General features: G+C 61.7%; 23 protein-coding genes. 12 read left to right on the forward strand and 11 right to left on the reverse strand.

The window, feature by feature from the left end; all coding sequences use genetic code 11:
* Window positions 1-38: 38 nt before the first annotated feature.
* Window positions 39-2,579: a hypothetical protein gene (locus PSH66_RS20725; RefSeq protein WP_305427578.1), complete on the reverse strand. Its 2,541-nt coding sequence runs from the start codon at window positions 2,577-2,579 to the stop codon at window positions 39-41.
* A gap of 560 nt (window positions 2,580-3,139) precedes the next feature.
* On the opposite strand from PSH66_RS20725, the gene PSH66_RS20730 reads away from it, so the two are divergent.
* On the forward strand, window positions 3,140-3,691 hold the full coding sequence (locus tag PSH66_RS20730) for an RNA polymerase factor sigma-70 (protein WP_003175266.1): 552 nt from the start codon (window positions 3,140-3,142) through the stop codon (window positions 3,689-3,691).
* A 3-nt stretch (window positions 3,692-3,694) separates the two neighbouring features.
* Here the strand turns inward: PSH66_RS20730 and PSH66_RS20735 are convergent, their stop codons facing one another.
* Both PSH66_RS20735 and PSH66_RS20740 read right to left on the reverse strand, forming a co-directional pair.
* Window positions 3,695-4,483, reverse strand: a complete 789-nt coding sequence (locus PSH66_RS20735) for an ABC transporter substrate-binding protein (protein WP_003175267.1) — start codon at window positions 4,481-4,483, stop codon at window positions 3,695-3,697.
* A 93-nt stretch (window positions 4,484-4,576) separates the two neighbouring features.
* The gene (locus PSH66_RS20740) at window positions 4,577-5,200 is read right to left on the reverse strand and encodes a TetR/AcrR family transcriptional regulator (RefSeq protein WP_305427579.1); all 624 of its coding nucleotides are present in this window, start codon (window positions 5,198-5,200) and stop codon (window positions 4,577-4,579) included.
* Window positions 5,201-5,349: 149 nt separating this feature from the next.
* Between PSH66_RS20740 and PSH66_RS20745 the strand changes: the two genes are divergently transcribed.
* The 8 genes from PSH66_RS20745 (at window position 5,350) to PSH66_RS20780 (ending at window position 14,529) form a co-directional block, all read left to right on the forward strand.
* A complete protein-coding gene (locus PSH66_RS20745; RefSeq protein WP_003175269.1) occupies window positions 5,350-7,128 on the forward strand; it encodes an acyclic terpene utilization AtuA family protein in 1,779 nt (592 codons plus the stop codon).
* A gap of 11 nt (window positions 7,129-7,139) precedes the next feature.
* Complete coding sequence (locus tag PSH66_RS20750; protein ID WP_141063606.1) at window positions 7,140-8,012, forward strand: SDR family oxidoreductase; 873 nt, start codon at window positions 7,140-7,142, stop codon at window positions 8,010-8,012.
* Between the two features lie 3 nt (window positions 8,013-8,015).
* Window positions 8,016-9,632, forward strand: a complete 1,617-nt coding sequence (locus tag PSH66_RS20755; protein ID WP_305427580.1) for an acyl-CoA carboxylase subunit beta — start codon at window positions 8,016-8,018, stop codon at window positions 9,630-9,632.
* Between the two features lie 16 nt (window positions 9,633-9,648).
* The gene (gene atuD / locus PSH66_RS20760) at window positions 9,649-10,806 is read left to right on the forward strand and encodes a citronellyl-CoA dehydrogenase (RefSeq protein ID WP_003175272.1); all 1,158 of its coding nucleotides are present in this window, start codon (window positions 9,649-9,651) and stop codon (window positions 10,804-10,806) included.
* A complete protein-coding gene (locus tag PSH66_RS20765; RefSeq protein WP_003175273.1) occupies window positions 10,803-11,564 on the forward strand; it encodes an enoyl-CoA hydratase/isomerase family protein in 762 nt (253 codons plus the stop codon). Before atuD ends, PSH66_RS20765 begins: the two co-directional genes overlap by 4 nt.
* A 118-nt stretch (window positions 11,565-11,682) precedes the next feature.
* On the forward strand, window positions 11,683-13,566 hold the full coding sequence (locus tag PSH66_RS20770) for an acetyl/propionyl/methylcrotonyl-CoA carboxylase subunit alpha (protein ID WP_305427581.1): 1,884 nt from the start codon (window positions 11,683-11,685) through the stop codon (window positions 13,564-13,566).
* A 73-nt stretch (window positions 13,567-13,639) separates the two neighbouring features.
* Complete coding sequence (locus PSH66_RS20775; protein ID WP_003175275.1) at window positions 13,640-14,182, forward strand: exonuclease domain-containing protein; 543 nt, start codon at window positions 13,640-13,642, stop codon at window positions 14,180-14,182.
* A gap of 65 nt (window positions 14,183-14,247) precedes the next feature.
* The gene (locus tag PSH66_RS20780; RefSeq protein WP_003175276.1) at window positions 14,248-14,529 is read left to right on the forward strand and encodes a pyrimidine/purine nucleoside phosphorylase; all 282 of its coding nucleotides are present in this window, start codon (window positions 14,248-14,250) and stop codon (window positions 14,527-14,529) included.
* A 65-nt stretch (window positions 14,530-14,594) separates the two neighbouring features.
* Here the strand turns inward: PSH66_RS20780 and PSH66_RS20785 are convergent, their stop codons facing one another.
* Both PSH66_RS20785 and PSH66_RS20790 read right to left on the reverse strand, forming a co-directional pair.
* A complete protein-coding gene (locus tag PSH66_RS20785; RefSeq protein WP_003175277.1) occupies window positions 14,595-15,401 on the reverse strand; it encodes an MOSC domain-containing protein in 807 nt (268 codons plus the stop codon).
* A gap of 40 nt (window positions 15,402-15,441) precedes the next feature.
* Complete coding sequence (locus PSH66_RS20790) at window positions 15,442-16,377, reverse strand: chemotaxis protein CheV (RefSeq protein ID WP_003175278.1); 936 nt, start codon at window positions 16,375-16,377, stop codon at window positions 15,442-15,444.
* A 553-nt stretch (window positions 16,378-16,930) separates the two neighbouring features.
* On the opposite strand from PSH66_RS20790, the gene PSH66_RS20795 reads away from it, so the two are divergent.
* The 3 genes from PSH66_RS20795 (at window position 16,931) to PSH66_RS20805 (ending at window position 19,287) form a co-directional block, all read left to right on the forward strand.
* Window positions 16,931-17,380 carry a hypothetical protein gene (locus PSH66_RS20795; protein ID WP_176156659.1) on the forward strand — a complete coding sequence of 150 codons (450 nt, stop codon included), beginning with the start codon at window positions 16,931-16,933 and terminating at the stop codon, window positions 17,378-17,380.
* Window positions 17,381-17,737: 357 nt separating this feature from the next.
* On the forward strand, window positions 17,738-18,631 hold the full coding sequence (locus tag PSH66_RS20800; protein ID WP_042945072.1) for a sensor histidine kinase: 894 nt from the start codon (window positions 17,738-17,740) through the stop codon (window positions 18,629-18,631).
* The gene (locus tag PSH66_RS20805) at window positions 18,628-19,287 is read left to right on the forward strand and encodes a response regulator transcription factor (RefSeq protein WP_042945074.1); all 660 of its coding nucleotides are present in this window, start codon (window positions 18,628-18,630) and stop codon (window positions 19,285-19,287) included. Before PSH66_RS20800 ends, PSH66_RS20805 begins: the two co-directional genes overlap by 4 nt.
* Here the strand turns inward: PSH66_RS20805 and yegS are convergent.
* The 6 genes from yegS to motD all read right to left on the reverse strand — a co-directional run bounded on the left by yegS (window position 19,246) and on the right by motD (window position 23,794).
* Window positions 19,246-20,166 carry a lipid kinase YegS gene (yegS, locus tag PSH66_RS20810; RefSeq protein ID WP_305427582.1) on the reverse strand — a complete coding sequence of 307 codons (921 nt, stop codon included), beginning with the start codon at window positions 20,164-20,166 and terminating at the stop codon, window positions 19,246-19,248. The genes PSH66_RS20805 and yegS overlap by 42 nt on opposite strands.
* 126 nt (window positions 20,167-20,292) lie before the next feature.
* Entirely contained in the window at window positions 20,293-20,688 is a 396-nt protein-coding gene (locus tag PSH66_RS20815) for a DUF2802 domain-containing protein (protein WP_003175282.1), read from the reverse strand.
* Window positions 20,689-21,171 (reverse strand): chemotaxis protein CheW, encoded by a 483-nt coding sequence (locus PSH66_RS20820; protein WP_003175283.1) that lies wholly within the window; start codon window positions 21,169-21,171, stop codon window positions 20,689-20,691.
* Between the two features lie 80 nt (window positions 21,172-21,251).
* Window positions 21,252-22,064 (reverse strand): CheW domain-containing protein, encoded by an 813-nt coding sequence (locus tag PSH66_RS20825; protein WP_003175284.1) that lies wholly within the window; start codon window positions 22,062-22,064, stop codon window positions 21,252-21,254.
* A gap of 2 nt (window positions 22,065-22,066) precedes the next feature.
* The gene (locus PSH66_RS20830; protein WP_003175285.1) at window positions 22,067-22,855 is read right to left on the reverse strand and encodes a ParA family protein; all 789 of its coding nucleotides are present in this window, start codon (window positions 22,853-22,855) and stop codon (window positions 22,067-22,069) included.
* Between the two features lie 51 nt (window positions 22,856-22,906).
* Window positions 22,907-23,794 (reverse strand): flagellar motor protein MotD, encoded by an 888-nt coding sequence (gene motD, locus PSH66_RS20835; RefSeq protein ID WP_003175286.1) that lies wholly within the window; start codon window positions 23,792-23,794, stop codon window positions 22,907-22,909.
* Window positions 23,795-23,868: the final 74 nt, after the last annotated feature.

The raw sequence follows: 23,868 nt of genomic DNA on the forward strand, positions 1-23,868 counted from the left end.
TGGGAGCACTGATCACGAGCGTATAGCGCTACCGCCGACTACCCTTTGACCAGGATATTGGTAATGGCGTAGTCGTTGCCACTTTGTCCATCCTTTTCGTGGCTATGGACCGCCAAGGTCATTGACGTCGCATTGGCCGTAAAGGATCCCTGCAAGGTCGACCAATACTGAGAGAAGTAAGTAATTGCGGCAACTTGTTGGCTACCGGCCATCAACGACAATCGTGGCAAGGGCGACGCCCCGTTATAACTGCAGGCCAGAATGCTGAATTCATAACGGTGCCCAACGCGCAGTCCGCTATAGACTTTCTGCAGCACGGGGCCGATATACGCGACACTGGCGGTGCCGTTTTTTACGCAATATCGGTTAAGTTGATAGCTCAACACCATCTCTCCATTTGCCGCCCATCCAGGGTACCAAGCGTTCCAGCCCGCTGAAAATGGTGTGAAATCATATAAAGGTCTGCGCAGTTCCACTGTCAGCGACGGGAATACCACCGCAGCACTTTCATGGGCGCTGCCGTCTGCGGCGACCTTGCAGGTCACCGTCAACTCGCTGCCATCGCGTAATTGCTCCAGCTCGGTTCGCTTCAGCAGATCCGCCAGCCCCGCACTGACCTCCTCCGCCGAGACGACCTTACCCAGGTAAACAGTGATCACGTGATCACCACCCGCCGCCTTGGTGCCGATCGCCCGCAGCCAAACGGTCTGACCTGGCAGGATGAACCACCAGGGCGCAACTTCAACATTGGCATCTTTACTGAACGTGGCAAGATCCAGAATGCCGCCATCGGTCGCCGGTGGTGTCGCCTGAGTAATGACAGGGGTGGGCAGTCGCACCGGAACACTGATCACCAGTTCCAGATCCTCCGACGTTTGCAGCTTGCACAGGCTGGCAACGGTGTAGTTGATGGTGACGGTCTTGCCGATCCCACGGATGACCGCTTCACGCGGGATGGCAAAATCCGTGTAGCCCAGGCTGCTGTTGCCCGGTTTGGAGGCCAATGGCAGGTCGGTGCCGTCCGAGCGCTTCCAGAACACCGTGATTTGATGCCGATCATTGATGAGCGGGTATTTCACCCGCAGGGTCACCCCGTTCTTACCGTTGTAAACCGTGAGGTTCGAGCCCACGGCCTGCAGCACGGTCGGAGGCGGCAGGTCCATTGCCTCCTGTTCGATGGAGAAGGTCTTGACCGGGAATTCGACGGCGCTCGCCAGTTCACAGGCGTCGTTGAAGTTCACGGCGAAATGCAGCTCGAACTCACTGCAATCTTTCAGTTGTTTGAGTTCGTCGCGCGCGACCTGAATATCAACGCCGTCGCTTAGCCATTGGGCGGTGAGCGGCTCTCCCATCAGCACGTTGATTCGTGACGGATTGCCATCCTCATGCGTGCCGGTAATCCACATCCAGCAACATTGCCCCACTGCCGCATAGTCCCATTTTGGAACTACGGCGGTCGCTGAATCGGCGAAGGTGTTGAGATCCAGCACATCGCCAGTGGCCTCTTCCAACCCTGGCTTCGGTAGCCCGGTAATACCCAGAATATCCAACTCAAGCGGCGGCGACGGCCATGTCTCGCCGTCGCGCCGCACGGTGTAGCCGGCAGTTACCTGCCCATTGAAATTGGCACTGATAGCCGAAGGCGGTACGGTGAAATCCACGAACTCGCGGCTGTCGGCTCGCTTGCACTCAAGCGCCGGGCTGCCGGCTCCGGGGGCACCTTCCCAGGAAGGACAGACCCAGTCGCATGGGCACATGTGTTCGTAGCTGACGCGCAAGGTTGCGCCGTTGAGGGTGTTGATCGGGTTGATGGAAAATTTTCCCGGTGAGACCTCGACGGCTTCGAGTACTTTGGGTTCGATCAGGTCGAGGTGATCCTCCGTGAGCAACGTTACCTCGAGGTAGGGGAAGAATCGATAAACGTGGAAATTGACATCAAATTGCAAGTGCAGCGTCGAGCCGTGCTCGAGTTCCTTGAGCATTGCCAACGGCAACGTTCTGGACCAGCCGTTTTGCACCTCGTCCTCGGTCACCTGTTCGTCCTCGAAAAACAACTCGCGAAAGCGTGTCCCGTCTTTTTTTTTGCCATAGACATAAAGCTTGACGGTCTGGATCGGGTCGATAAACACCCAAGGCTCGACCCAAATGACGGGGTCCTGGCAGCACAACAGTGAAAGGTCCAGCACGCCATCTTGCGCTTGCATGAGCGTGGGTTTTGGAAAATTGGTGGGCAGATTGATTCTTACCCTATTCTGCACCTGCGACGGAATATCTTCACCGTTGCGAGTCACGATATAGGAAATTTCCGGATAAGCGTCCAACCGCTGGCTTACATAAAGCGGGTCGACATGAAAATCCACACACCCCGCATCGACGCCATACTGGGGCTCGATGGGCGCGTACTTATCCCCCCCCAACCACCAGCGCAACATGATCAGATCGGTGCTCAGCATATCGTCATAACACACTCGACAGGTGGCCCCATTGAGCAACTTGAGTGGATCTACTTGCGTTGCTCCCTCGGCCTCGACCAGTTCTGGCTTGGGAAACTCAACGATATCCGGCAATGACTTGGACATGACTCAAACTCCTGTTCAATTGATAGGTAGCGCCGCGTCCCGTGCATTCACCAGGTCGGCACCGGCCCATCAGATCGAATTGCCCACTGCCTTTCTACTGTCAGAATTGACAGTTCTACCGAATGGGCCAGGACTTGCCGACCAGCGGCCACCTGCCCGGCATTGCACCGGAATCCTTTAAACCATTGATATCAGCGACGATCAGCCAAGGGAATGCTCGCTCAAGGCGGGCACACCGCCTCAGTCGCGTCGGTGTGCCCATCACACGACGCCAAACTGAAACACGCCGTATGCACGATAACCCCCAGGTCGTCCTTTCTCAGGCGCTGATCCTTGGCCGGATCACCAACGAGCCTCTCACCCAGACGAACCGATGACACCGGCAAATAATCAATCACCGCCAGCGAGCAAGACATCGCTCACACAGAACAAGAAAGCATAAGATTAGTTCGCCTTCTCATTTGACAATCATTATCATTCATCATAATTTGTTGCCCGGTGTGTAGGAGGCCTCAGCAAGGACGCCCTCCCCTAACTTCTTTTGCAACCAGGTGATTTCCATGACGGAACAAGTATCCACAGGCAGGTGCGACTCACCCCTTCTACAGGCATTCGTCGACAACCGACTGATCCTGGTGAAGATTGCGGCACGTATTACCGGGTGCCGCTCGCGAGCCGAGGACGTAGTACAGGACGCCTACTTCCGCCTGCAATCGGCGCCGACGATCACCTCTTCTTTCAAGGCCCAATTGAGTTATCTATTCCAGATCGTGCGCAACCTGGCCATCGATCATTACCGCAAGCAGGCCCTGGAGCTCAAATACTCCGGGACGGAAGAGGAAGGCTTGAATGTGGTTATTCACGGCGCGTCACCGGAGACGTCACATATCAATTTCAACACCCTGGAAACCATCGCCAACGCCTTGACGGAGCTGCCGCAGCGCACCCGCTACGCGTTCGAGATGTACCGTCTGCACGGCGTGCCGCAAAAGGACATCGCCAAGGAACTGGGGGTTTCGCCGACCCTGGTGAACTTCATGATTCGCGATGCGCTGGTGCACTGCCGCAAGGTGTCGGGCAGCCACAGCGATACGTTCGCGCGCAGGGTCTGACACTCAGGGCGTCGGCATCACGTCAATGCGATACGGCTCGAAAATCTTCAGCATCTGGCCGTCATCGCGCAAACGCTTGAGCATCGCGGAAAACGCCTCGCCCGTGATCGGCGCCTTGGGCCGCAGCAAGGCATAGTGGTGATAGATCTGATCGATGCGCTCCGACACCAGGAACTGCCCGGCCATGTCAGCGTTGCGCACCATGAAGTCACTCAGGTAAGAGCGGGTCACCAGGGCGATATCGGCGCGGCCACGGGCGACCATCAACAGGTTGCTGTCGTGGGAGTAGGTCAACGTCGCGTTGAAATGCTCGGCCATGTTCTTGGGGTCGGGGTTGAAGTTGGCGAAGGCGTAGTGATAGCCGCTGAACACCGCCAGGCGTTTGCCGGAGAGGTTGACGAAATAATCCTGGCCGCGACCGGGCTCACGCTGGGCGACGAAGATTTCCGCGTCCTCCAGGCCCATGTCGACACTGGTGTGGGGAATTTTCTGCCAACCCCAGTCGGGGTTTTCGAAAATGGCCATATCGACCCGGCCCTGCTCGAAATCGCGAAAACGCCGAGGAATCGAAGTGGGCACCAGCACAAACTGGTAGTCGGTCTGCGAGGCGTTCAGGGCCTCCACCAACTGCGGTAACAACCCCGTGTCGGCGCCCTGCTCCGGGCGCACGGTGTAGGGCGGGAAATGCGCCGCGCCGATGCGGACCAGTTGCGCAGCCGAAGCCGACGTCCAGCACGTGGTGCCCAGTGCCCATAAGGTAAGTCCTGCAGCCAGCCGCCATGGCGATAACATCAAGGCACACACCGTTCATCACATTGATGGCGATAAGCTAGGCGTTTTTGTCTGCCGAGACAACTTTCCACTGGCAAATTAATAGTTTGCGCCTCAATCGGCTTTCAAAACCATCAACAGGGCTTCTTCGGCCAATTGCTCAAGGGTCAGGCTGCCTTCATCGCGAAACCAGGTGGTGGTCCAGGACAAGGCGCCGGTAAGAAAGCGCCGCGCGATAAACACATCACCCTTGATATACCCAGCGGCCTTGGCTTCGCCCAGCACCTGCAGCCAGATGTCTTCATACATACCGCGCAAGGCCAGCACCTGGGCCTGCCCCTCGGCCGACAACGAGCGCCATTCATACACCAGCACCGCCATGGCCTCGCCGCTGCCACCCATGATCGACTGCAACTCGCAGCGAATCAGCGCCAGCACGCGTTCGCGCACAGTCGTGGCCTCAAGCAGCGACGCGCGCATCAGCGCGGTGTTGAAGTGGATGGTTTCCTCCATCACCGCCCGCAGGATCTCGTCCTTGCTTTTGAAGTGATGAAAGATGCTGCCGGACTGGATACCCACTGCGCTGGCCAGGTCGCGCACGGTGGTGCGCTCGAACCCCTTGTTGCGAAACAGGTGCGCCGCGGTTTGCAGCAACTTGCCCCGGGCACTGTCGGGGTCGGTCAATTGGCCGCCGTCGACCATGGTGCGCATCACCCCCAGGGTTTTCTGCTCGTCCATGCTGCCCTCACTTCTACTATCGTCTTGGGCGGCAATTTAGGCTGTGACCGCGAGCCAAGCAAGCGCTTGGGTAAAACTTGTATCGGCAGTTTACAAACCAAGCGCTTGCTTGGTAGTCTCGACCGCAGCCATTCGAGGAAGGATTTCTCATGAGCAAGACGGTTCGTATCGGCTGCGCCAGCGCCTTCTGGGGCGACACCTGCACCGCCGCCGCCCAATTGGTGCAAGGCGGCGCGCTGGATTACCTGGTGTTCGACTACCTGGCGGAAGTCACGATGTCGATCCTGGCGGGTGCGCGCATGAAAGATCCCCAGGCCGGTTATGCCACGGACTTCATCGAGGTGCTCACCCCGCTGCTGGGCGAGATCCGGCGCCAGGGCATCCGCGTGATCAGCAATGCCGGCGGCATCAACCCGCTGGCCTGCGCGGCCGCCCTGCAAACCGCCTGCGACACGGCGCAGGTCCCGCTGAAAATCGCCGTGCTGCTGGGCGATGACCTGCAACCCCAGCTCAAACAGCTGCACGGTGTGACCGACATGTTCAACGGCACGCCGCTGCCGCCGATGTGCGTGTCGGCCAATGCCTACCTCGGCGCACCGGGCATCACCCAGGCCTTGCAGTTGGGCGCCGATATCGTCATCACCGGCCGGGTGGTCGACAGCGCTGTGGTCAGTGCCGCGCTGGTGCATGAATTCAACTGGTCCTGGCACGACTATGACCGCCTGGCCCAGGCCGCACTGGCCGGGCATATCATTGAATGCGGGGCCCAGTGCACCGGCGGTAATTTCACCGATTGGCGCGATGTACCGGACTATGAACACATCGGTTTCCCCATCGTCGAGGTCAGCGCCGACGGCCAGTTCACCGTCAACAAGGTCGATGGCAGCGGCGGGCTGATCAGCGAACTCAGCGTCGCCGAACAACTGTTGTATGAAATCGGCGACCCACGCGCGTATGTATTGCCCGATGTGATCTGTGATTTCAGCCAGGTCAAACTGCAGCAGCAAGGCAGGCACCAGGTGCGCCTGCACGGCGCCAAGGGCTTGCCGCCGACCGCTCACTACAAGGTCAGCGCTACATATCCCGATGGCTTTCGCTGCACCGCCAGTTGCCTGATCGCCGGGATCGATGCGGTGGCCAAGGCCGAGCGGGTCAGCCAGGCAATCATCCACAAGACCTCGGAGTTATTCAGCCAGCGCGGTTGGGCACCGTACACCGAGGTGAATATCGAACTGCTCGGCAGTGAAGCGACCTACGGCGCCCACGCCCAGCGCCAGGATTGCCGTGAAGTGGTGGTGAAGCTGGCCGTGCGGCACCCCAACAAGCAGGCGCTGGTGCTGTTCGCTCGCGAGATCGCCCAGGCCGCCACCGGCATGGCGCCGGGGCTCACCGGCATCGTCGGCGGACGGCCGACGGTGTACCCATTGATCCGATTGTTTTCGTTCCTGATCGACAAGGCAGGCTGCACGGTCGCCATCGATTACCAGGGCCAACGCCATCCCGTCCAATTGCCCAGCGCCGCCGCGCTGCAAGCGCCGGTCGCGCCTATCGACGTGCCCAAGCCCGAGGGCCACGCCGATGCCAGCGTGCCGCTGGTCAAACTCGCGGTGGCGCGCTCCGGCGACAAGGGCAACCACAGCAACATCGGCGTGATCGCCCGCGACCCCGCGTACCTGCCATGGATCGCCGAGGCGCTGACCCCGGAGGTAGTCGTCGACTGGATGGGCCACGTGCTCGACCCCGTCTACGGGCGTGTCGAACGCTGGTACCTGCCCGGCAGCCACAGCCTGAACTTCCTGCTGGAAAATGCCCTGGGCGGCGGCGGTATCGCCAGCCTGCGCATCGACCCCCAAGGCAAGGCCTTTGCCCAGCAGTTGCTGGAAATCCCCATCGCCGTACCGCAACACATCGCCGAGCAATTCAAATAAGGAGCGTTGCCGTGGCTTTCGACTCGATCTTCAAAGCCGACCTGTTCCAGGGGCATACCGTGATTGTCACCGGTGGCGGCAGCGGTATTGGCCGCTGCACCGCCCACGAGCTGGCGGCGCTTGGTGCCCAGGTGATCCTGGTCGGGCGCAAGCCGGAAAAACTGGAAAAGGTCGCGGCAGAGATCACCGAGGATGGCGGTATCGCGCAATGGGGCGCTTGCGACATTCGCGATGAAAGCAGCGTCACCACCCTCGTCAGCCATCTGATTCAACAGTACGGTCCAATCCACGGCCTGGTGAATAACGCCGGCGGCCAGTACCCCGCTCCGCTGGCCTCGATCAACCAAAAGGGTTTCGAAACCGTGGTGCGCACCAACCTGGTCGGCGGTTTCCTGATGGCGCGCGAGGTGTTCAATCAATCGATGAATAAGCACGGCGGCGCCATCGTCAACATGCTCGCCGACATGTGGGGCGGCATGCCCGGCATGGGCCACTCCGGCGCGGCGCGGGCAGGCATGGACAATTTCACCAAGACCGCCGCCGTTGAATGGGGCTGCGCCGGTGTGCGGGTCAACGCCGTGGCGCCGGGCTGGATCGCCTCCAGCGGCATGGACACCTATGAGGGTGCGTTCAAGGCGGTAATCCCGAGCTTGCGCGAACATGTGCCGCTCAAGCGCATCGGCACCGAATCGGAAGTCAGCGCCGCCATCGTGTTTCTGCTCAGCCCCGCCGCCGCCTTCATCAGCGGCAGCACCCTGCGCATCGACGGTGCCGCCAGCCTCGGCAGCCGCGCCTGGCCGCTGCACAAGGCACAGCCACCAGGCGCGCCGTTCAACGGCTTCCACCGGGCGTACCTGCCGGATGTACTCAAGGCGGGGGAATAGCGCATGCCGGTGATTGAAAGTCTGATCGACCCCCACAGCCCCCAGTTCGCGCAGAACCGCGACGCCCTGCTGGAAAGCCTCCAGCACCTGCGCCAACTGGAGCAGAACCTGTTGAACAAGGCCCAGGAAGCCAAGCCCAAGTTCGACCAGCGCGGCCAACTGCTGCCGCGAGAACGCCTGAACCTGCTGCTGGACCCCGGCGCGCCATTCCTGGAACTGGCCAGCCTGGCCGGCTACAAGTTGCATGATGACAAGGACGGCAGCGCCGCCGGCGGTGGGTTGATCGCCGGTATCGGTTACGTCAGCGGCGTGCGCATGCTGGTGGTGGCGAACAACAGCGCGATCAAGGGCGGCACCATTTCCCCCACCGGTCTGAAGAAATCCCTGCGCCTGCAACAGATCGCCCTGGAAAACAAACTGCCGATGGTGACTCTGGCCGAGAGCGGCGGCGCCAACCTCAACTACGCCGCCGAGATTTTCGTCGAAGGCGCGCGCAGCTTTGCCAACCAGGCGCGCATGTCGGCCATGGGCCTGCCGCAGATCACCGTGGTGCATGGCTCGGCCACGGCGGGAGGGGCGTATCAGCCGGGGCTGTCGGATTACGTGGTGGTGGTGCGCGGCAAGGCCAAGCTGTTTCTCGCCGGCCCGCCACTGCTCAAGGCCGCCACCGGCGAGATTGCCACCGATGAAGAGCTGGGCGGCGCCCAGATGCATGCGCAAACCGCCGGCACCGCCGAATACCTGGCGGAAAACGACGCGGACGGCATACGCATCGTGCGTGAAATCGTCGGGCTGTTGCCGTGGGACGACCGCCTGCCGCCAGCACCACGACACACCTACACAGAACCGCTGTACCCCATCGACGAACTGCTGGGATTGATCCCCAACGACCCGAAAAAGCCCTACGACGTGCGCGAAATCCTGGCGCGCCTGGCCGACGCGTCCCACTGGCTCGAATTCAAGGCGGAGTTCGACTCCCACACCGTCTGCGGCCACCTGCATATCCAGGGCCGCGCCGTGGGCGTGATCGGCAATAACGGCCCCATCACCCCCAAGGGCGCGAGCAAGGCGGCGCAGTTTATCCAGCTGTGCGACCAGAGCCGCACGCCGCTGCTGTTCCTGCATAACACCACCGGCTTCATGGTCGGCACCGAGTCCGAGCAGCAAGGGGTGATCAAGCACGGCGCGAAGATGATCCAGGCGGTGGCCAATGCGCGGGTGCCTAAGCTCACGATTGTGGTGGGCGGCTCCTATGGCGCCGGCAATTACGCAATGTGCGGCCGCGGCCTCGACCCGCGCTTTATCTTCGCCTGGCCCAACAGCCGCACGGCAGTGATGGGCGGCGCGCAGGCGGGCAAGGTGCTGCGTATCGTCACCGAGGCCAAGCAGTTGAAAGACGGGCTGGTGCCCGATCCCAAAATGCTGGACATGCTGGAGCAGGTCACCGCACAGAAACTCGACAGCCAATCCACTGCGCTATATGGCAGCGCGAACCTGTGGGACGACGGGCTGATCGATCCACGGGATACGCGAACGTTGCTCGGTTTTTTGCTGGATATCTGCCATGAGGCCGAAGTACGGCAATTGCAACCGAACAGCTTCGGCGTGGCGCGTCTCTAACAGGAGAACAACAACAATGATCTTCACCCAGGAACATCAGGAGCTGCGCCGCAGCGTGCGCGCCTTCGTCGACCGCGAGATCAACCCCCATGTGGACGAATGGGAAAAGGCCGGGCGCTTTCCCATCCACGAGATCTTCCGCAAGGCCGGCGACCTCGGTCTGCTGGGCATTTCCAAGCCGGAAAAGTTCGGCGGCATGGGCCTGGACTACAGCTACTCGATTGTCGCCGCCGAAGAGTTCGGCACCATCCATTGTGGCGGCATTCCCATGTCCATCGGCGTGCAGACCGACATGTGCACCCCCGCCCTCGCCCGCTTCGGCTCCGATGAACTGCGCGACGAATTCCTGCGCCCGGCCATCAGCGGCGAACAGGTCGGTTGCATCGGCGTTTCGGAAACCGGCGCCGGCTCCGACGTCGCCGGGCTCAAGACCCATGCGCGCAAGGACGGCGCTGACTACGTGATCAACGGCAGCAAAATGTGGATCACCAACTCGCCCAGCGCCGACTTCATCTGCCTGTTGGCCAACACCTCCGACGACAAGCCGCATATCAACAAATCACTGATCATGGTGCCGATGAACACCCCGGGTATCAGCGTCAGCCCGCCCCTGGAAAAACTCGGCATGCACAGCTCCGAAACCGCCCAGGTGTTCTTCGACGAGGTGCGCATACCGCAGCGCAACCGCATCGGCCATGAAGGCGCGGGGTTCATGATGCAGATGCTGCAGTTCCAGGAGGAACGCCTGTTCGGCGCGGCCAACATGATCAAGGGCCTGGAGCACTGCATCGACAGCACCATTGCGTACTGCAAGGAGCGCCGTACCTTCGGCAAGGCACTGATCGACAACCAGGTGATCCACTTTCGCCTGGCCGAACTGTCCACCGAAATCGAATGCCTGCGGGCGCTGGTCTATCAAGCTACCGAGCAATACATCAAGGGCCAGGACGTGACGCGCCTGGCCTCCATGGCCAAACTCAAGGCCGGGCGCCTGGGCCGCGACGTCAGCGACAGCTGCCTGCAATACTGGGGCGGCATGGGCTTCATGTGGGACAACCCGGTGGCACGGGCCTATCGCGACGTGCGCCTGGTGTCGATCGGCGGCGGTGCCGACGAGATCATGCTGGGCATCATCTGCAAGCTGATGGGCACCCTGCCAGGGAAAAAACCATGAACACCTTGCTGCTCGAACCCCATAACGGCGTGCTGCACATCACCCTGAACCGGCCCGGATGCCGCAATGCCATGAGTCTGGAGATGGTCAACGAATTGCGTGCGGTGGTGGCGCAATTGGACAGCCAGACGCGCGCCGTGGTGATCAGCGGCGCGGGCGGGCACTTCTGCGCCGGGGCGGATGTGAAGGACCTGGTCACCGCGGGCGGTCATTTGGCCGCGCTGAACCGGGCGTTTGGCAGCCTGCTGCAAGAAGTGGAAGCGGTTTCGCAGGTGGTGATCGTGGTACTGCAAGGTGCGGTGTTGGGCGGCGGGTTTGGCCTGGCATGCGTGAGTGACATTGCGATTGCCGATCACAAGGCGCAGTTCGGGTTGCCGGAAACCAGCCTGGGCTTGCTGCCGGCACAGATTGCGCCGTTTGTAGTCAAGCGCATCGGCCTGACTCAGGCACGGCGGTTGGCGCTGACGGCGGCGCGGTTCGATGGGGTTGAGGCCGAACGATTGGGGCTGGTGCACTTTACCGAAAGCGATCCGCAGGCGCTGGCGCAGCGACTGGATGAAGTGCTGGGGCAAGTGCTGCAGTGCGCGCCGGAGGCGAATGCACGAACCAAGGCGCTGTTGCTGGCCAGCGTGGACCAGCCGTTGGGGCCGCTGCTGGACCAGGCGGCGCAGTGGTTTGCCGAGGCGGTGAGCAGTGAAGAAGGGATTGAAGGGACACAGGCTTTTGTGCAGAAGCGTAGGCCTGGGTGGTGCAAATGAAGCCATCGGGGCAAGCCACCTCCCACATCTGGACCCAGTTCGACCTGCCACACCGGTCGGCTTTAAGGTCTGCGTTACCGAAGAAACGGATATGTACTCGATCCCAAGGGAAACAACCATGCCGCGATTCACAAAGATTCTGATCGCCAACCGCGGCGAAATCGCCTGTCGCATCCAGCGCACCGCCCAGGCCCTGGGCTACCGCACCGTGGCGGTGTACAGCGACGCCGATGCCTGGGCCCTGCACGTGCAAATGGCTGACGAAGCGGTGAATATCGGCCCGGCGCCGGTGCAGCAGTCGTACCTCAACATCGACGCTATCCTTGACGCTGCCCAACGCACAGGCGCCGACGCCATCCACCCCGGCTACGGCTTCCTCTCGGAAAACCCCGAGTTCGCCCAAGCCTGCCTGAACGCCGGCATCACCTTTATCGGCCCTAGCCCCGAAGCCATCGCACTGATGGGCAGCAAGCGCCTGTCCAAACTGGCCATGCTCAACGCCGGCGTGCCGTGCATCGCCGGTTACCAGGGCAGCGCCCAGGACGACACCACCCTGCACGCCGAAGCCGAGCGCATCGGCTACCCGTTGATGATCAAGGCCAGCGCCGGCGGCGGCGGTCGGGGCATGCGCCTGGTGCATCAGCGCGAGCAGTTGCTGGAACACTTGCGCACCGCCCGTTCAGAAGCTCAGAACGCCTTCGGCAGTGACGAGCTGATCCTCGAACAGGCCCTGATCGAACCGCGCCATGTCGAAATCCAGCTGTTCGGCGATACGCAGGGCAACCTTATTTACCTGGGCGAACGCGACTGCTCGATCCAGCGCCGCCATCAAAAAATCATCGAAGAAGCGCCCTGCCCGGTGATGACATCCGAGCTGCGCCAGGCCATGGGCGAGGCCGCGCTCAAGGCCGGCCGCGCGGTGAACTATGTGGGCGCCGGCACCGTGGAGTTCCTGCTCGACCGCAACGGCCGGTTCTACTTCCTGGAAATGAACACCCGCCTGCAGGTGGAACACCCGGTCACCGAACTGATCACCGGCCTCGACCTGGTGGCCTGGCAACTGCAGATTGCCGCCGGCCAACCGCTGCCACTCACCCAACCGCAGGTGACCCTGAGCGGCCACGCCATGGAAGTGCGCCTGTACGCCGAAGACCCGGCCCAGGGTTTCCTGCCGCAAACCGGCGAGGTGCTGCGCTGGGAGCCCGCGCCTGGGATCCGGATCGACCATGGGCTAAGCGAAGGCGCCACCATCAGCCCGTTCTATGACGCCATGCAAGGCAAGCTCATCGCCCACGGCGCCACCCGCGAAGAAGCCCGGCGCAAGCTGCTGCGGGCGGTGGAGGACAGCGTTCTGCTCGGCGTCACCACCAACCAGCGCCTGTTGGCCGAGCTGCTCAAGCATCCAGACTTTATCCGTGGTGACTTCAGCACCGCGTTTATCGCCGACCACTTCAACGTCATCCCACCCCTGGCGCCGACCGATGAACAGCTCGCCCTGGCCGCCGCGCTGTTTTATCACCACGGCGCCGACCAGCACCCCCCAGGCTTGACGGGATGGCGGAACAACCTCGGCACGCCTTGGACCTGTCGCCTCGAGGTCAACGACGACATCCATACGATCACCGTCAGCCCCCTGCAACTCACCACCGATGGCCGCCACGCCACCGTGGTACTCAATGGCATCCGTCGCCGCATCCCCTATCACCTCCACGGCAACCGGCTGTGGCTGCAAGGCGTGACGGTGACCGACCGAACCCGGCAAGCCGCCCACCGCCAGGCCGATGTTCGCAGCGGCACGCTCAAGGCGCCGATGGACGGCGCCATCGTCGACGTGCGGGTCAGTGCCGGTGACCGCGTGAGCAAAGGCCAACTGCTGCTGGTGCTGGAAGCCATGAAAATGGAGCATCCGCTGACCGCAGGCATCGATGGCATCGTCAAAGGCGTGCAAGTACTCGCGGGCGATCAGGTGCGCAATCGCCAGGTGTTGCTGGAGATCGAATAGACCCTAGGCGGAACTACAAGGCCGGGCTACGCTCTATCCCCATCAGGAAGGGAAGAGTACGGGAACCTGCACGATGCCTCATTGGCTGATTATTGATCTTGAAGCCACAACGGATGAAGGCGGCTGGCCCGTGACGGAGATGGAAGTCATCGAGATCGGCGCAAGCCTGGTCAACCGCCAGGGCCGCGAACTGGACCATTTCCAGCGCTTTGTGCGGCCGCTGCGCCGTCCATTGCTGACGCCCTTTTGCCGTCAGCTGACCCACATCACCCAAGCCAACATCGACGCCGCCGCCCCTGTCACCGAGGTGTGGCCCCTGTTCGAGCGCTGGTTGGGCCAGCATCAGGCGCGCCTGGAAGGCTGGGCCAGCTGGGGCGATTACGATCGCGTGCAGCTAGAGCTCGAATGGCAGCGCCATGGCCTGGCCAGCGCCCTGGCAGACACGCCCCATGTGAACCTCAAGCAGCGCTTCGCCAAGGCCCGGCGCCTGGACAAGCCCCTGGGACTCAATGGGGCGCTGCAATTGGCGGGAATGCAGTTCCATGGCCAGCAACATCGGGCATTGGAAGATGCACGTAACACCGCACGCCTGCTGCCGCTGATTTTGCCGGTCTAGGCAGCTTCCCCGCCCTTGGGCATACTGGCCGACCTTTCCAGCCCCTTTTTTCCGAGGAATCGCCCATGTTCAAAGTCAACGAGTACTTCGACGGCACCGTCAAGTCGATCGCTTTCGGCACCGCAGAAGGTCCGGCGACCATCGGCGTCATGGCCCCGGGTGAATACGAATTCGGCACCGCCCAGCGTGAAATCATGCACGTAGTCTCAGGCGCCCTTATCGTCAAGTTGCCTGATGCCGAGTGGGAAACCTTCGCCGCCGGCAGTCAGTTCAACGTGCCGGCCAACAGCAAGTTCCAACTGAAGGTCGCCGTGGACACCGCTTACCTGTGCGAATACCGCAGCTAAGGGTTGCACCGCTGAAAAAAATGCCCGTCTCCTGCGAGACGGGCATTTTTTATGGGCGTCGGCTATTACTCGAGGACCGTCACCGCCATGCCCACTTCCAGGCGCCCCACCCCGTCGTTGACCAGGTTCTGGCCGAACATCGCGCCTTGTTCGGTCTTGCGGTAAGTCTGAAGGGTGGCAAAGGGTTCACGGTCGGCACTGCGCTCGCCGGTCTGCGGGTCGATGGTGGTGAGCACGCAGCGTGAGCAGGGCTTGACCACACGAAATTCGACATCGCCGATGCGCAGGCGTTTCCAGCCATCTTCGGCAAAGGCTTCACCGCCCTCGATCACCAGGTTGGGGCGAAAGCGCAGCATTTCCATGGGGCGGCCGATTTCCCGGGAGAGGTCATCAAGGGAACCCTGGCCGATCAGCAGTAGCGGATAACCGTCGGCGAACGCCACCTGGTCATCATCGCGGCCATAGCCCGCCTGGGTGGTACGCGCCCGTTCCAGCGGCATTTGCACCAGGCGCGTCGGCTTGCCGATGAACTCGCTGACCCAGGCGGCGGCCGCAGTACCGGCGTCCGGTACGCGCAGGGTGTCGTTCCAGAGGGTCACGCCGCGCAGTTCGCTGGCGCTGTCGGGCAATGCCACGTCCAGGGACGGGTAGCCCGGCGAACTCAGCGTGAGCCCGCCGGCCGCGTTCCACAACGCCGACAACTGGCTCATCTTTGCCACCGCGCGCTGCGTAAGGAAACGCCCACTGGCCTCGTCCACCAGCATCCAGCGTCGATCCCCCTCCAACCCGAGCTTATCCAGGCCTACCGCCTGCAAGGTTTCGGCCTTGCCGGACTTCAAGGGGTAACGGTACAACGCGCTGAGACGAAGCATGGGCCTGCATTCCTGGAGGGCAAAGATGCCCACCCTAAGGTCAAGCCGAGGCTTCGTCCAGCATCAGTCGCTGACGCACCACATCCACCAGTTTGTCGGGCTGGAATTTGGACAGAAAATTGTCGCAACCGACCTTCTTCACCATCGAGTCGTTGAAGCTGCCGGACAGCGAGGTGTGCAGCACCACATACAACTTGCGCAGGCGCGGGTCGTTACGGATCTCGGTGGTGAGGCGGTAGCCGTCCATCTCGGGCATTTCGGCGTCGGTGAAGATCATCAGCAGCTTGTCGGTCATCACGTGGCCGGCGTCGGCCCAGGCCTTGAGCATGTTCAGCGCCTTGAGGCCGTCGCTGGCAATGTGCATCTTCACGCCCAGTTGGCCCAGGGTGTCGCGCAGCTGCGACAGGGCGACGTTGGAGTCGTCCACCAGCAGCACTTCGCGGCCACGGGCGCGCTCCAATACCGGATCTTCGAGCTTTTCACGGGACACCTTGGCGTTGTAGGGCACGATCTCGGCGAGGACTTTCTCCACGTCGATGATCTCCACCAACTGGTCATCGACCTTGCTGATCGCGGTAAGGTAATGCTGGCGCCCGGCGCTGGTCGGCGGCGGCAGGATGGCTTCCCAGTTCATGTTGACGATGCGGTCCACGCCGCCGACCAGGAACGCCTGCACCGAGCGGTTGTACTCGGTGACGATGATGGTGCTGTTCGGGCCCGGCACCAGCGGGCGCATACCGATGGCCTGGGACAGGTCGATCACCGGCAGGGTCTGGCCACGCAGGTTGACCACACCGCACACGAAAGGGTGACGCTGAGGCATCAGGGTCAGCTTGGGCAGTTGCAGGACTTCCTGCACCTTGAATACGTTGATCGCGAACAACTGCCGCCCGAACAGCCGAAACATGAGGATTTCCAGGCGATTCTCACCCACCAGTTGCGTGCGTTGGTCTACCGAGTCGAGAATGCTGGCCATCAAATGCTCCTGGTGTGCGCAGATAACATCATGCGCGAGGGATTATGCAGTGCTGTAAGCGGGTTATCGGCGGCGAACGCCGGATCTTGACCCCAATAAAATGCCATGCAAACCCATTGATGTCACACTGACATCATGCTCTACTGCGCAGGTGCTCCAAGAGAGCCGCACCGCCACCTCGCGACATCCAAAGCATCGCGAAGTTCCTCTATATAGGGGATTCCCCTAGGCGCAATCAGGCCCAACCTGATATTCGCAATATCTAATAGCCATTAATGTGACGCCATTCTCATTGCATGAATGGAGTCAGGCTTTTGTTTGCCACGCCAAGCCCCCGGCCCACGGGTATTTCAGACGTAAGTGTCACGTCCCTTGACGGTGTGCAACCGAGCCCACTCACCCGGGCCGAGCGTCGCCGTCCCTGTCATTCAAATAAACGTCCTACTGAATTATCGGATTCGACCTACAGGTCAAAGTCAATTTTCGGCGCTATTTTTAAGTCATTCACCCGGTGCAGCATCTCATCGCCCGACCTTACGTTGTGGAGACTTGTATGATGAACAGCGCAAATGAATGGCAAACCACACTCCCCCAATTCTTGCTTGAGGCGCAAAAGCTGCTGACCAAGTCAGAAGAGTGCCTGAGCCATCTGCACCTGATTCGCGATGACAGCGATGCCATCGACTGCATGAAGACCAGCCTGATCAAACTGGCCGAAAAGGCCGACAGCCTGGCACTGCAGGCCATCAGTGAGTTCTCCCGGCATATCCAGCAACTGATCGCCAACGCCGAAAGCCCGATGCAATTGCATGACCAGGCGCTGGACGCGCTGCATGACTGCCTGACCCTGCTGGCCTGGCAACTGGAGCTGATCGATGTCCGGACCGGCGAGTTGACCATGGATGAGAGTGAACAGGCCACGCTGATCGCAACCGTCACCTTGCAGATTCCGCAGAAAAACTTCAGTCATAAACCGCAGCAACGTGTGCATCCGGCACTGTGAGGCGTATGCACCTGCCAACGACAGGATCAACTAACGCACTGCACTTTTAACGCACTGCACGTTACCCGGCACACAATAATAGCAATAAGCCATCACTGCTCATAGCGATACAACCTCCTTTAGACTTCCCCACAACGCCATGAACACTGGGAATACCGCCCAGGTATCGGCGCGATTAATGAGCCGGCCGGGCCACTGCGCCAGGCGACCAACGGTAAGAGTGGTGGTACTATGCCTCGCTCGAAGTGACTCAACTTCATCATGTATAAAACAGACTCGACAACGCGTTCCCAACAGAGTCCGGCCAATCGCCATGACCGGTCTTCCCGCAGTGAACCTTCATCGGCTCCCTCCGCTATGTACGCCAGCCTCAAGACACTTATCGCCAGGTCCGCGTCAGGCAGCCATGTACGCCGCTTGATCCTCATGCTGTGCCTCGGCTCGCTGCTGTTGAGTCTGTGGGCCTACCTGTACAGCGCGCCGCTGCCGATCATGGTGCCGCTGCTCAATCTGATCCTCTTGCTGGTAGTGGGCCTGCGGCAGTGGCGCTCGCGCACCGCCATCAAGTTCCAGCCGCAGGAGCTGGCCGACCGCCTGCTGCAAGTACAGGAAAACGAACGCCATCGTCTCAGCCGCGACCTGCACGACGATATCGGCCAATTGCTCACGGCCGCCAAGCTGCAGAGCGAGTGGCTCAAGCGTCGTCTGCCGGCAGACCTGCAAGACCAGTGCAACGTGCTGTGCAACACCTTGAACGAGACCCTGGCCAAGGTGCGCGACGTCTCGGCCATCCTCAACCCCCGGCAGCTCACCAGCCTGGGCCTGGAAGCCAGCCTGCGCGCGCACCTGCTCAAGACGCTGGAAAACACCCCCGTGCACTGGAGCCTGGAATGTCAGCAGCGCTTGACCGGCATCCCGGAAGAAATAGCCGTGGCGGCCTTTCGCATTACCCAGGAAGCGGTGACCAACATGCTGCGCCATGCCCAGGCACACAACCTGCTGGTGCGCCTGCAACGTCTGCCCGAGGGTCTGTCGCTGAGTATCAGCGATGACGGTCAGGGCTTTTCGCCCGCCCTCGACCCAGGGCGTGAAGGTCAACGAGGCATGGCCGGCATGGCCGAACGGATCAATCAACTGGGGGGCACCCTGTCCGTCAACAGCCAGCCAGGCAAGGGCACACGGATTGACGTGCTTTTCCCCTGGGCGCCGCGCGCCCTCGAACGGGCCAGTTCCCCTAAGGTTTACGAGTGACCTGCACATTACTCCTGGTGGATGACCATGCACTGATCCGGGCCGGCGTACGCGCACTGGTCCAAGATATTTGCGGCTACACCGTTGTCGGCGAAGCCAGCGACGGCGCGCAGTTGCTCGAGCAGTTCAGCGTCTTGCAGCCGGATATCGTACTGCTCGACCTATCGATGAAACACACCGGCGGCCTGGATGCGCTGCAGCAACTCAAGCGCGTCTACCCCAAGAGCAAGGTGCTGATCCTGTCGATGCACACCGACCCGGAACTGATCATGCAGGCGCTGGAGTCCGGCGCCCATGGCTACCTGCTCAAGGACACCAGCGCCAATGAGCTGGAACACGCGCTGCTGGCCTTGCGCAACAACGAACGCTACCTGAGCCCGGCGATCGCCCACACGGTGATCAACCAGGCGCTGGTGCGCAACCAGGGCCCGGCTGCCGCCGCCGTCCACAGTCACAACCTCACGGCCCGCCAGCTGGAAATCCTGCGCTTGATCGTGCGCGGCAAGTCCACCCGCGAGATCGCCCACGGCCTGGGCCTGAGCATCAAGACTGTAGAGGCGCACCGCTCGCAGATCATGAAGCGCCTGCAGATATTCGACGTGGCGGGCTTGGTGTTATTTGCCGTGCGCGAGCAGATCATCAGCCTGGACGACTAGCGGCGACCCCACCGGTAAGTGCACACGCAAGGCTTTGGGCAAGACCTCGAAACGCAGGTCGTCGCTCTCGAGCGGTTCACCGTCAAGGTTTAAGTACAGGCCTTCGGCCTGCTTGACCTGCACCCACGGCAAGCGCGCCCGCACAAACATAGTCTCCAGGCCCCAGCCATTGCTCATCAGCTCACGCAACGTGCCGACCACCTCCTGGGGCGCCGGCAGAATGCTCACGTCGAGCAGCCCATCATCGGCCATGGCCTGCGGACAGAGCTCATGCCCACCGCCCGCCTGGCGACCGTTGCCGATGCCCAGCGCGAGCAGTTCACCTTTCCAGTGGAAATCCGGGCCATCCAGTTCGGCGTAGGCAGCCTTCAACTCGCTGAACCGCGACAGGCCGGTGAACAGATAGGCGGCGCCGCCCAGGACCTTCTTCAAGTCTTCCGACGTATTGGCCGTGACCTGGCTGCCGAAACCGCCAGTGGCCATGTTCAGGAAGATTTGTCCGCCGACCTGGCCCAGGTCGATGGCCCTGGCCGGGACATCCAGCAACGCCAGGGCCAGGGCAGGCTCCAGCGGTACGCCGGCGGCCTTGGCGAAATCGTTGGCCGTGCCCAGGGGCATCAACACCAGACTGGCATCGGCCTGTGCCTGTACCATCGCTTCGGCCACGTCACGCAAGGTGCCGTCGCCGCCGCCTGCGATGATGTGCGTATAACCGCCATCCAGGGCCTCCCTGACCAGGCGCTGGGCATCACCGCCCTCCCAGGTCACCCGTACCGCCAATTCCCAACCCTGCCCACGCCGCGCCTGCACGGCCGCACGCACGTCCTCGTTGAGGGCTTGCTTGCCGTGGAGAATCAACAGTGCCTTGGCGGTGGTCATGGGTGGGTTACTCCTGGGTTGAAAGTGCTTGAAGGATGTTGACCTCAAACCAGGAAGGAAAGTGCAGCCGCAAGTCATCAGCGACAAGTCGCACGCCTCGACCTTGCCGCTTGAAGCTCGCAGCCTTCAACTGCTCTTGTGCAACTTACTCATCAACTGCGCCTCAGCCTGCGTCAAGCCGCACGATTGGGTCAGCTCGTCCACCGTCGCGCCCATCCCCACCAGTTTCGCCGCCTGAGCGAACGACAGACTGGCGGGATCGCGCTGCTCCAGTTGCACCAGCTTGTCCGGCAACGGCGCCAGGATTGCGCGCAACTCGTGCACCTCGTCCCCGACCTTCACCGCACTTTGCTGATAATGGTCGACCCGCTTGACCAGCTCCAGCACACGCCGATCACGCATGGCATCGCGCTCGGCCTGTTGCAAGGCCAATTCGCGTTGCTGACTGACATGGCGCAGCAAAAACGCCAACGTCCCGGCCCACAGCAGGGCCAGGACAATTACCGCCGCCTCAAGGAACAATCAGATACTCTCCAGTTCCGACCATTCTTCTTCGCTCATCATCTTGTCCAGCTCAACCAGAATCAGCAGTTCGTTGTTCTTGTTGCACACGCCCTGGATGAACTTGGCCGATTCCTCGTTACCCACGTTCGGCGCGGTTTCCACTTCCGATTGGCGCAGGTAGACCACTTCCGCCACGCTGTCGACCATGATGCCGACCACTTGCTTGTCGGCTTCGATGATGACGATACGGGTGTTGTCGCTGATCTCGGTGGCATTGAGGCCAAAACGCTGGCGGGTGTCGATCACCGTCACCACGTTGCCGCGCAGGTTGATGATACCCAGCACGTAGCTTGGCGCACCCGGAACCGGAGCGATCTCGGTGTAGCGCAGCACTTCCTGCACGCGCATCACGTTAATGCCGTAGGTCTCGTTGTCCAGCTTGAAGGTAACCCATTGCAGGATCGGATCGTCTGTAGTGCTCTTACTTGGATTGCTGCTCATACTCATGACCCCTTCAAATGCCGTTGCGTACGGCGTGTGTGCTTCGTTGGCCGCACTTGCGCACGGCCCTTGTTGTTCAATCAACTGCGTTTATTGGCGGACATTTCCTTGACGGCGCCACTGGCGATCAATTCCGCCAGCTCGGCGACGTCAAGCAACGCGCACATGTGTTCGATCACAGTGCCCGCCAGCCAAGGCCGCTGGCCCCGGTGGCTGCGCCATTTGATTTCATTCGGGTCCAGGCGCAGCGAGCGGCTGACCTGATGCACCGCCAGCCCCCACTCGTAGCCCTGAACCGAGATCACGTATTGCAAGCCTTGGCGCAAGTCATCGCGGTAGCGGTCGGGCATCACCCAGCGCGCGGTGTCCAGCACCTTGAGGTTGCCGGCCTGGCTGGGCAGGATCCCGAGGAACCAATCGGGCTGGCCGAACAGCGGCGTCAGCTCCTGGCCTTCCAGGGAATAGATCGAGCCCAGGCACACCAGCGGCACCGCCAGGGTCAGGCCGGCGACGTCGAACAGCAAACATTCGAACGGTTCCGCCGCCCAGGACGGGCGATCGTCGCCGCTCACCGGCGGCGGGGTGATGCTTGGCGGCAGGTGCACGTCTACCACCGGCTCGACCACCATCAGCGGCGTCACCGGTTCCACCACAACCGGTGCCTCGACCGGCACGATCAGCGGTGCAGCATGTGCATCGCGGGCCTGCTCTTCCAATACAGCCAGCTGGAACTCATCCAGGCTGCTCGACGACGGTACTTCTACCGCCGGTTCCAGCGCCAGGATCGGTTCCGGCAATTGCTCCTCGGTCGCGTCCTGCAGCAAGGCATCCAGGTAGGATTCCAGCGCCAGTTGCGGCCGGGTCTTGGTCTTGAGTTCGACGGGGCGGTTCATCATCAAGCCACCTGCGCCACAAGCTGCTGCGATAACAGGTGCTTGAGCAGCGCGCGGTAGGCCATCACGCCACGGCTCTTGGCATCGAATTGCGAAGGCGTCAGCCCGGCACGGCTGGCATCGCGCAGACGCGTGTCCACCGGAATGTAGCCATTCCAGATGGTCTGCGGGTAGGCATCGCGCAATACGCGCAAGGTGCCGAGCGACGCCTGGGTGCGACGATCGAACAGCGTCGGCACGATGCTGTACGGCAGCGCCTGTTTGCGCGAACGGTTGATCATCGCCAGGGTGCTGACCATGCGCTCCAGCCCCTTGACCGCCAAGTGCTCGGTCTGCACCGGGATCACCAGTTGCTGGCTGGCCGCCAGGGCGTTGACCATCAGCACGCCGAGCAACGGCGGGCTGTCGATGATGGCGTAGTCGAAGTCCTGCCACAGCTGCGCCAGGGTCTTGGCGATCACCAGGCCCAGGCCGCTCTGGCCCGGTGACTGGCGCTCAAGGGTGGCCAGCGCGGTGCTCGATGGCAGCAGGGAAATGCGCTCGCTGCTGGTCGGCAAAAGCAGTTGGCCGGGCAAGTCGCTCGGCACACTGCCCTTGTGCAGGAACAGGTCATAGCAGCTGTGTTCCAGCGCATCCGGGTCGTAACCGAAATAGCTGGTCATCGAGCCGTGGGGGTCCAGATCGACCACGACCACGCGCTTGCCCGCCTCAGCCAGCAAACCGGCTAGAGCGATGGAGGTGGTGGTCTTGCCGACCCCGCCTTTTTGATTGGCAACTGCCCAGACTCTCATTCGGATGGTTCCTCCCGGTGGGCACAGGCGCGACCGAGACATTGCATAAGGTTATTGAGCCGGCGACGGAGAATTGACGGCACTCTGACGAACCGGCGGCTTTGCAGGGGCCGGTGCAGTTTGTGTGCCAGCACGCCTCAAAGCCGCGTCCGGTGTTGCATTGGCGGTGCCGGTGGCGGTCAGGCTGCGGCGCACGTCCAGGTTGCGCGAGACCACTAACACCACCCGACGGTTGCGCGCACGGCCTTCCACCGTAGCGTTGTTGGCCACCGGCTGGAACTCGCCATACCCCACCGACGCCAGGCGTCCGGGGCTCACGCCCTGCATCGCGAGCATGCGCACAATGCTCGCGGCACGCGCCGAGGACAGTTCCCAGTTGGTCGGGTACTGCGCGGTGCTGATCGGCACATTGTCGGTAAACCCTTCGACGTGCACCGGGTTCTCGAACGGTTTGAGGATCGCCGCCACCTTGTCGATGATGGTGAACGCCTGGTCGCTGGGCATCGCGTCGGCACTGGCGAACAGCAGGCTGGAATTAAGCTCGATTTCCACCCACAACTCGTTGCCGCGCACGGTCATCTGGTTGGAGCTGATCAGGTCGCCGAACGCAGCACTGATGTCATCGGCGATGCTTTTCAGCGGATCGCTGGTGCCCCCCACACCGGCAGCGGTTTCATCGCTGTCATTGACCAGCGGCTTGGCCGGCGTCACGGTCCTGGGCCGTTCTTCGCCGATGGGAATCGGCTTGAGCGAGCGGTCGGCGTCGTTGAACACACCGATCAGCGCCTGGGAGATGACTTTGTACTTGCCTTCGTTGATCGACGAGATGGAATACATCACCACGAAAAACGCAAACAGCAAGGTGATGAAGTCCGCGTAGGACACCAGCCAGCGTTCGTGGTTGACGTGCTCTTCAGGCTCGCGACGGCGACGGCTCACTGGCAGGCACCTCTCTGTACACAGGACTTATGGCTCGCTCGCCACAACAAGGCCGCAGGCCAGCTATACATATC

Origin of the sequence: Pseudomonas sp. FP597 (assembly GCF_030687435.1) — a bacterium.
GTDB classification, from domain to species: domain Bacteria; phylum Pseudomonadota; class Gammaproteobacteria; order Pseudomonadales; family Pseudomonadaceae; genus Aquipseudomonas; species Aquipseudomonas lactucae.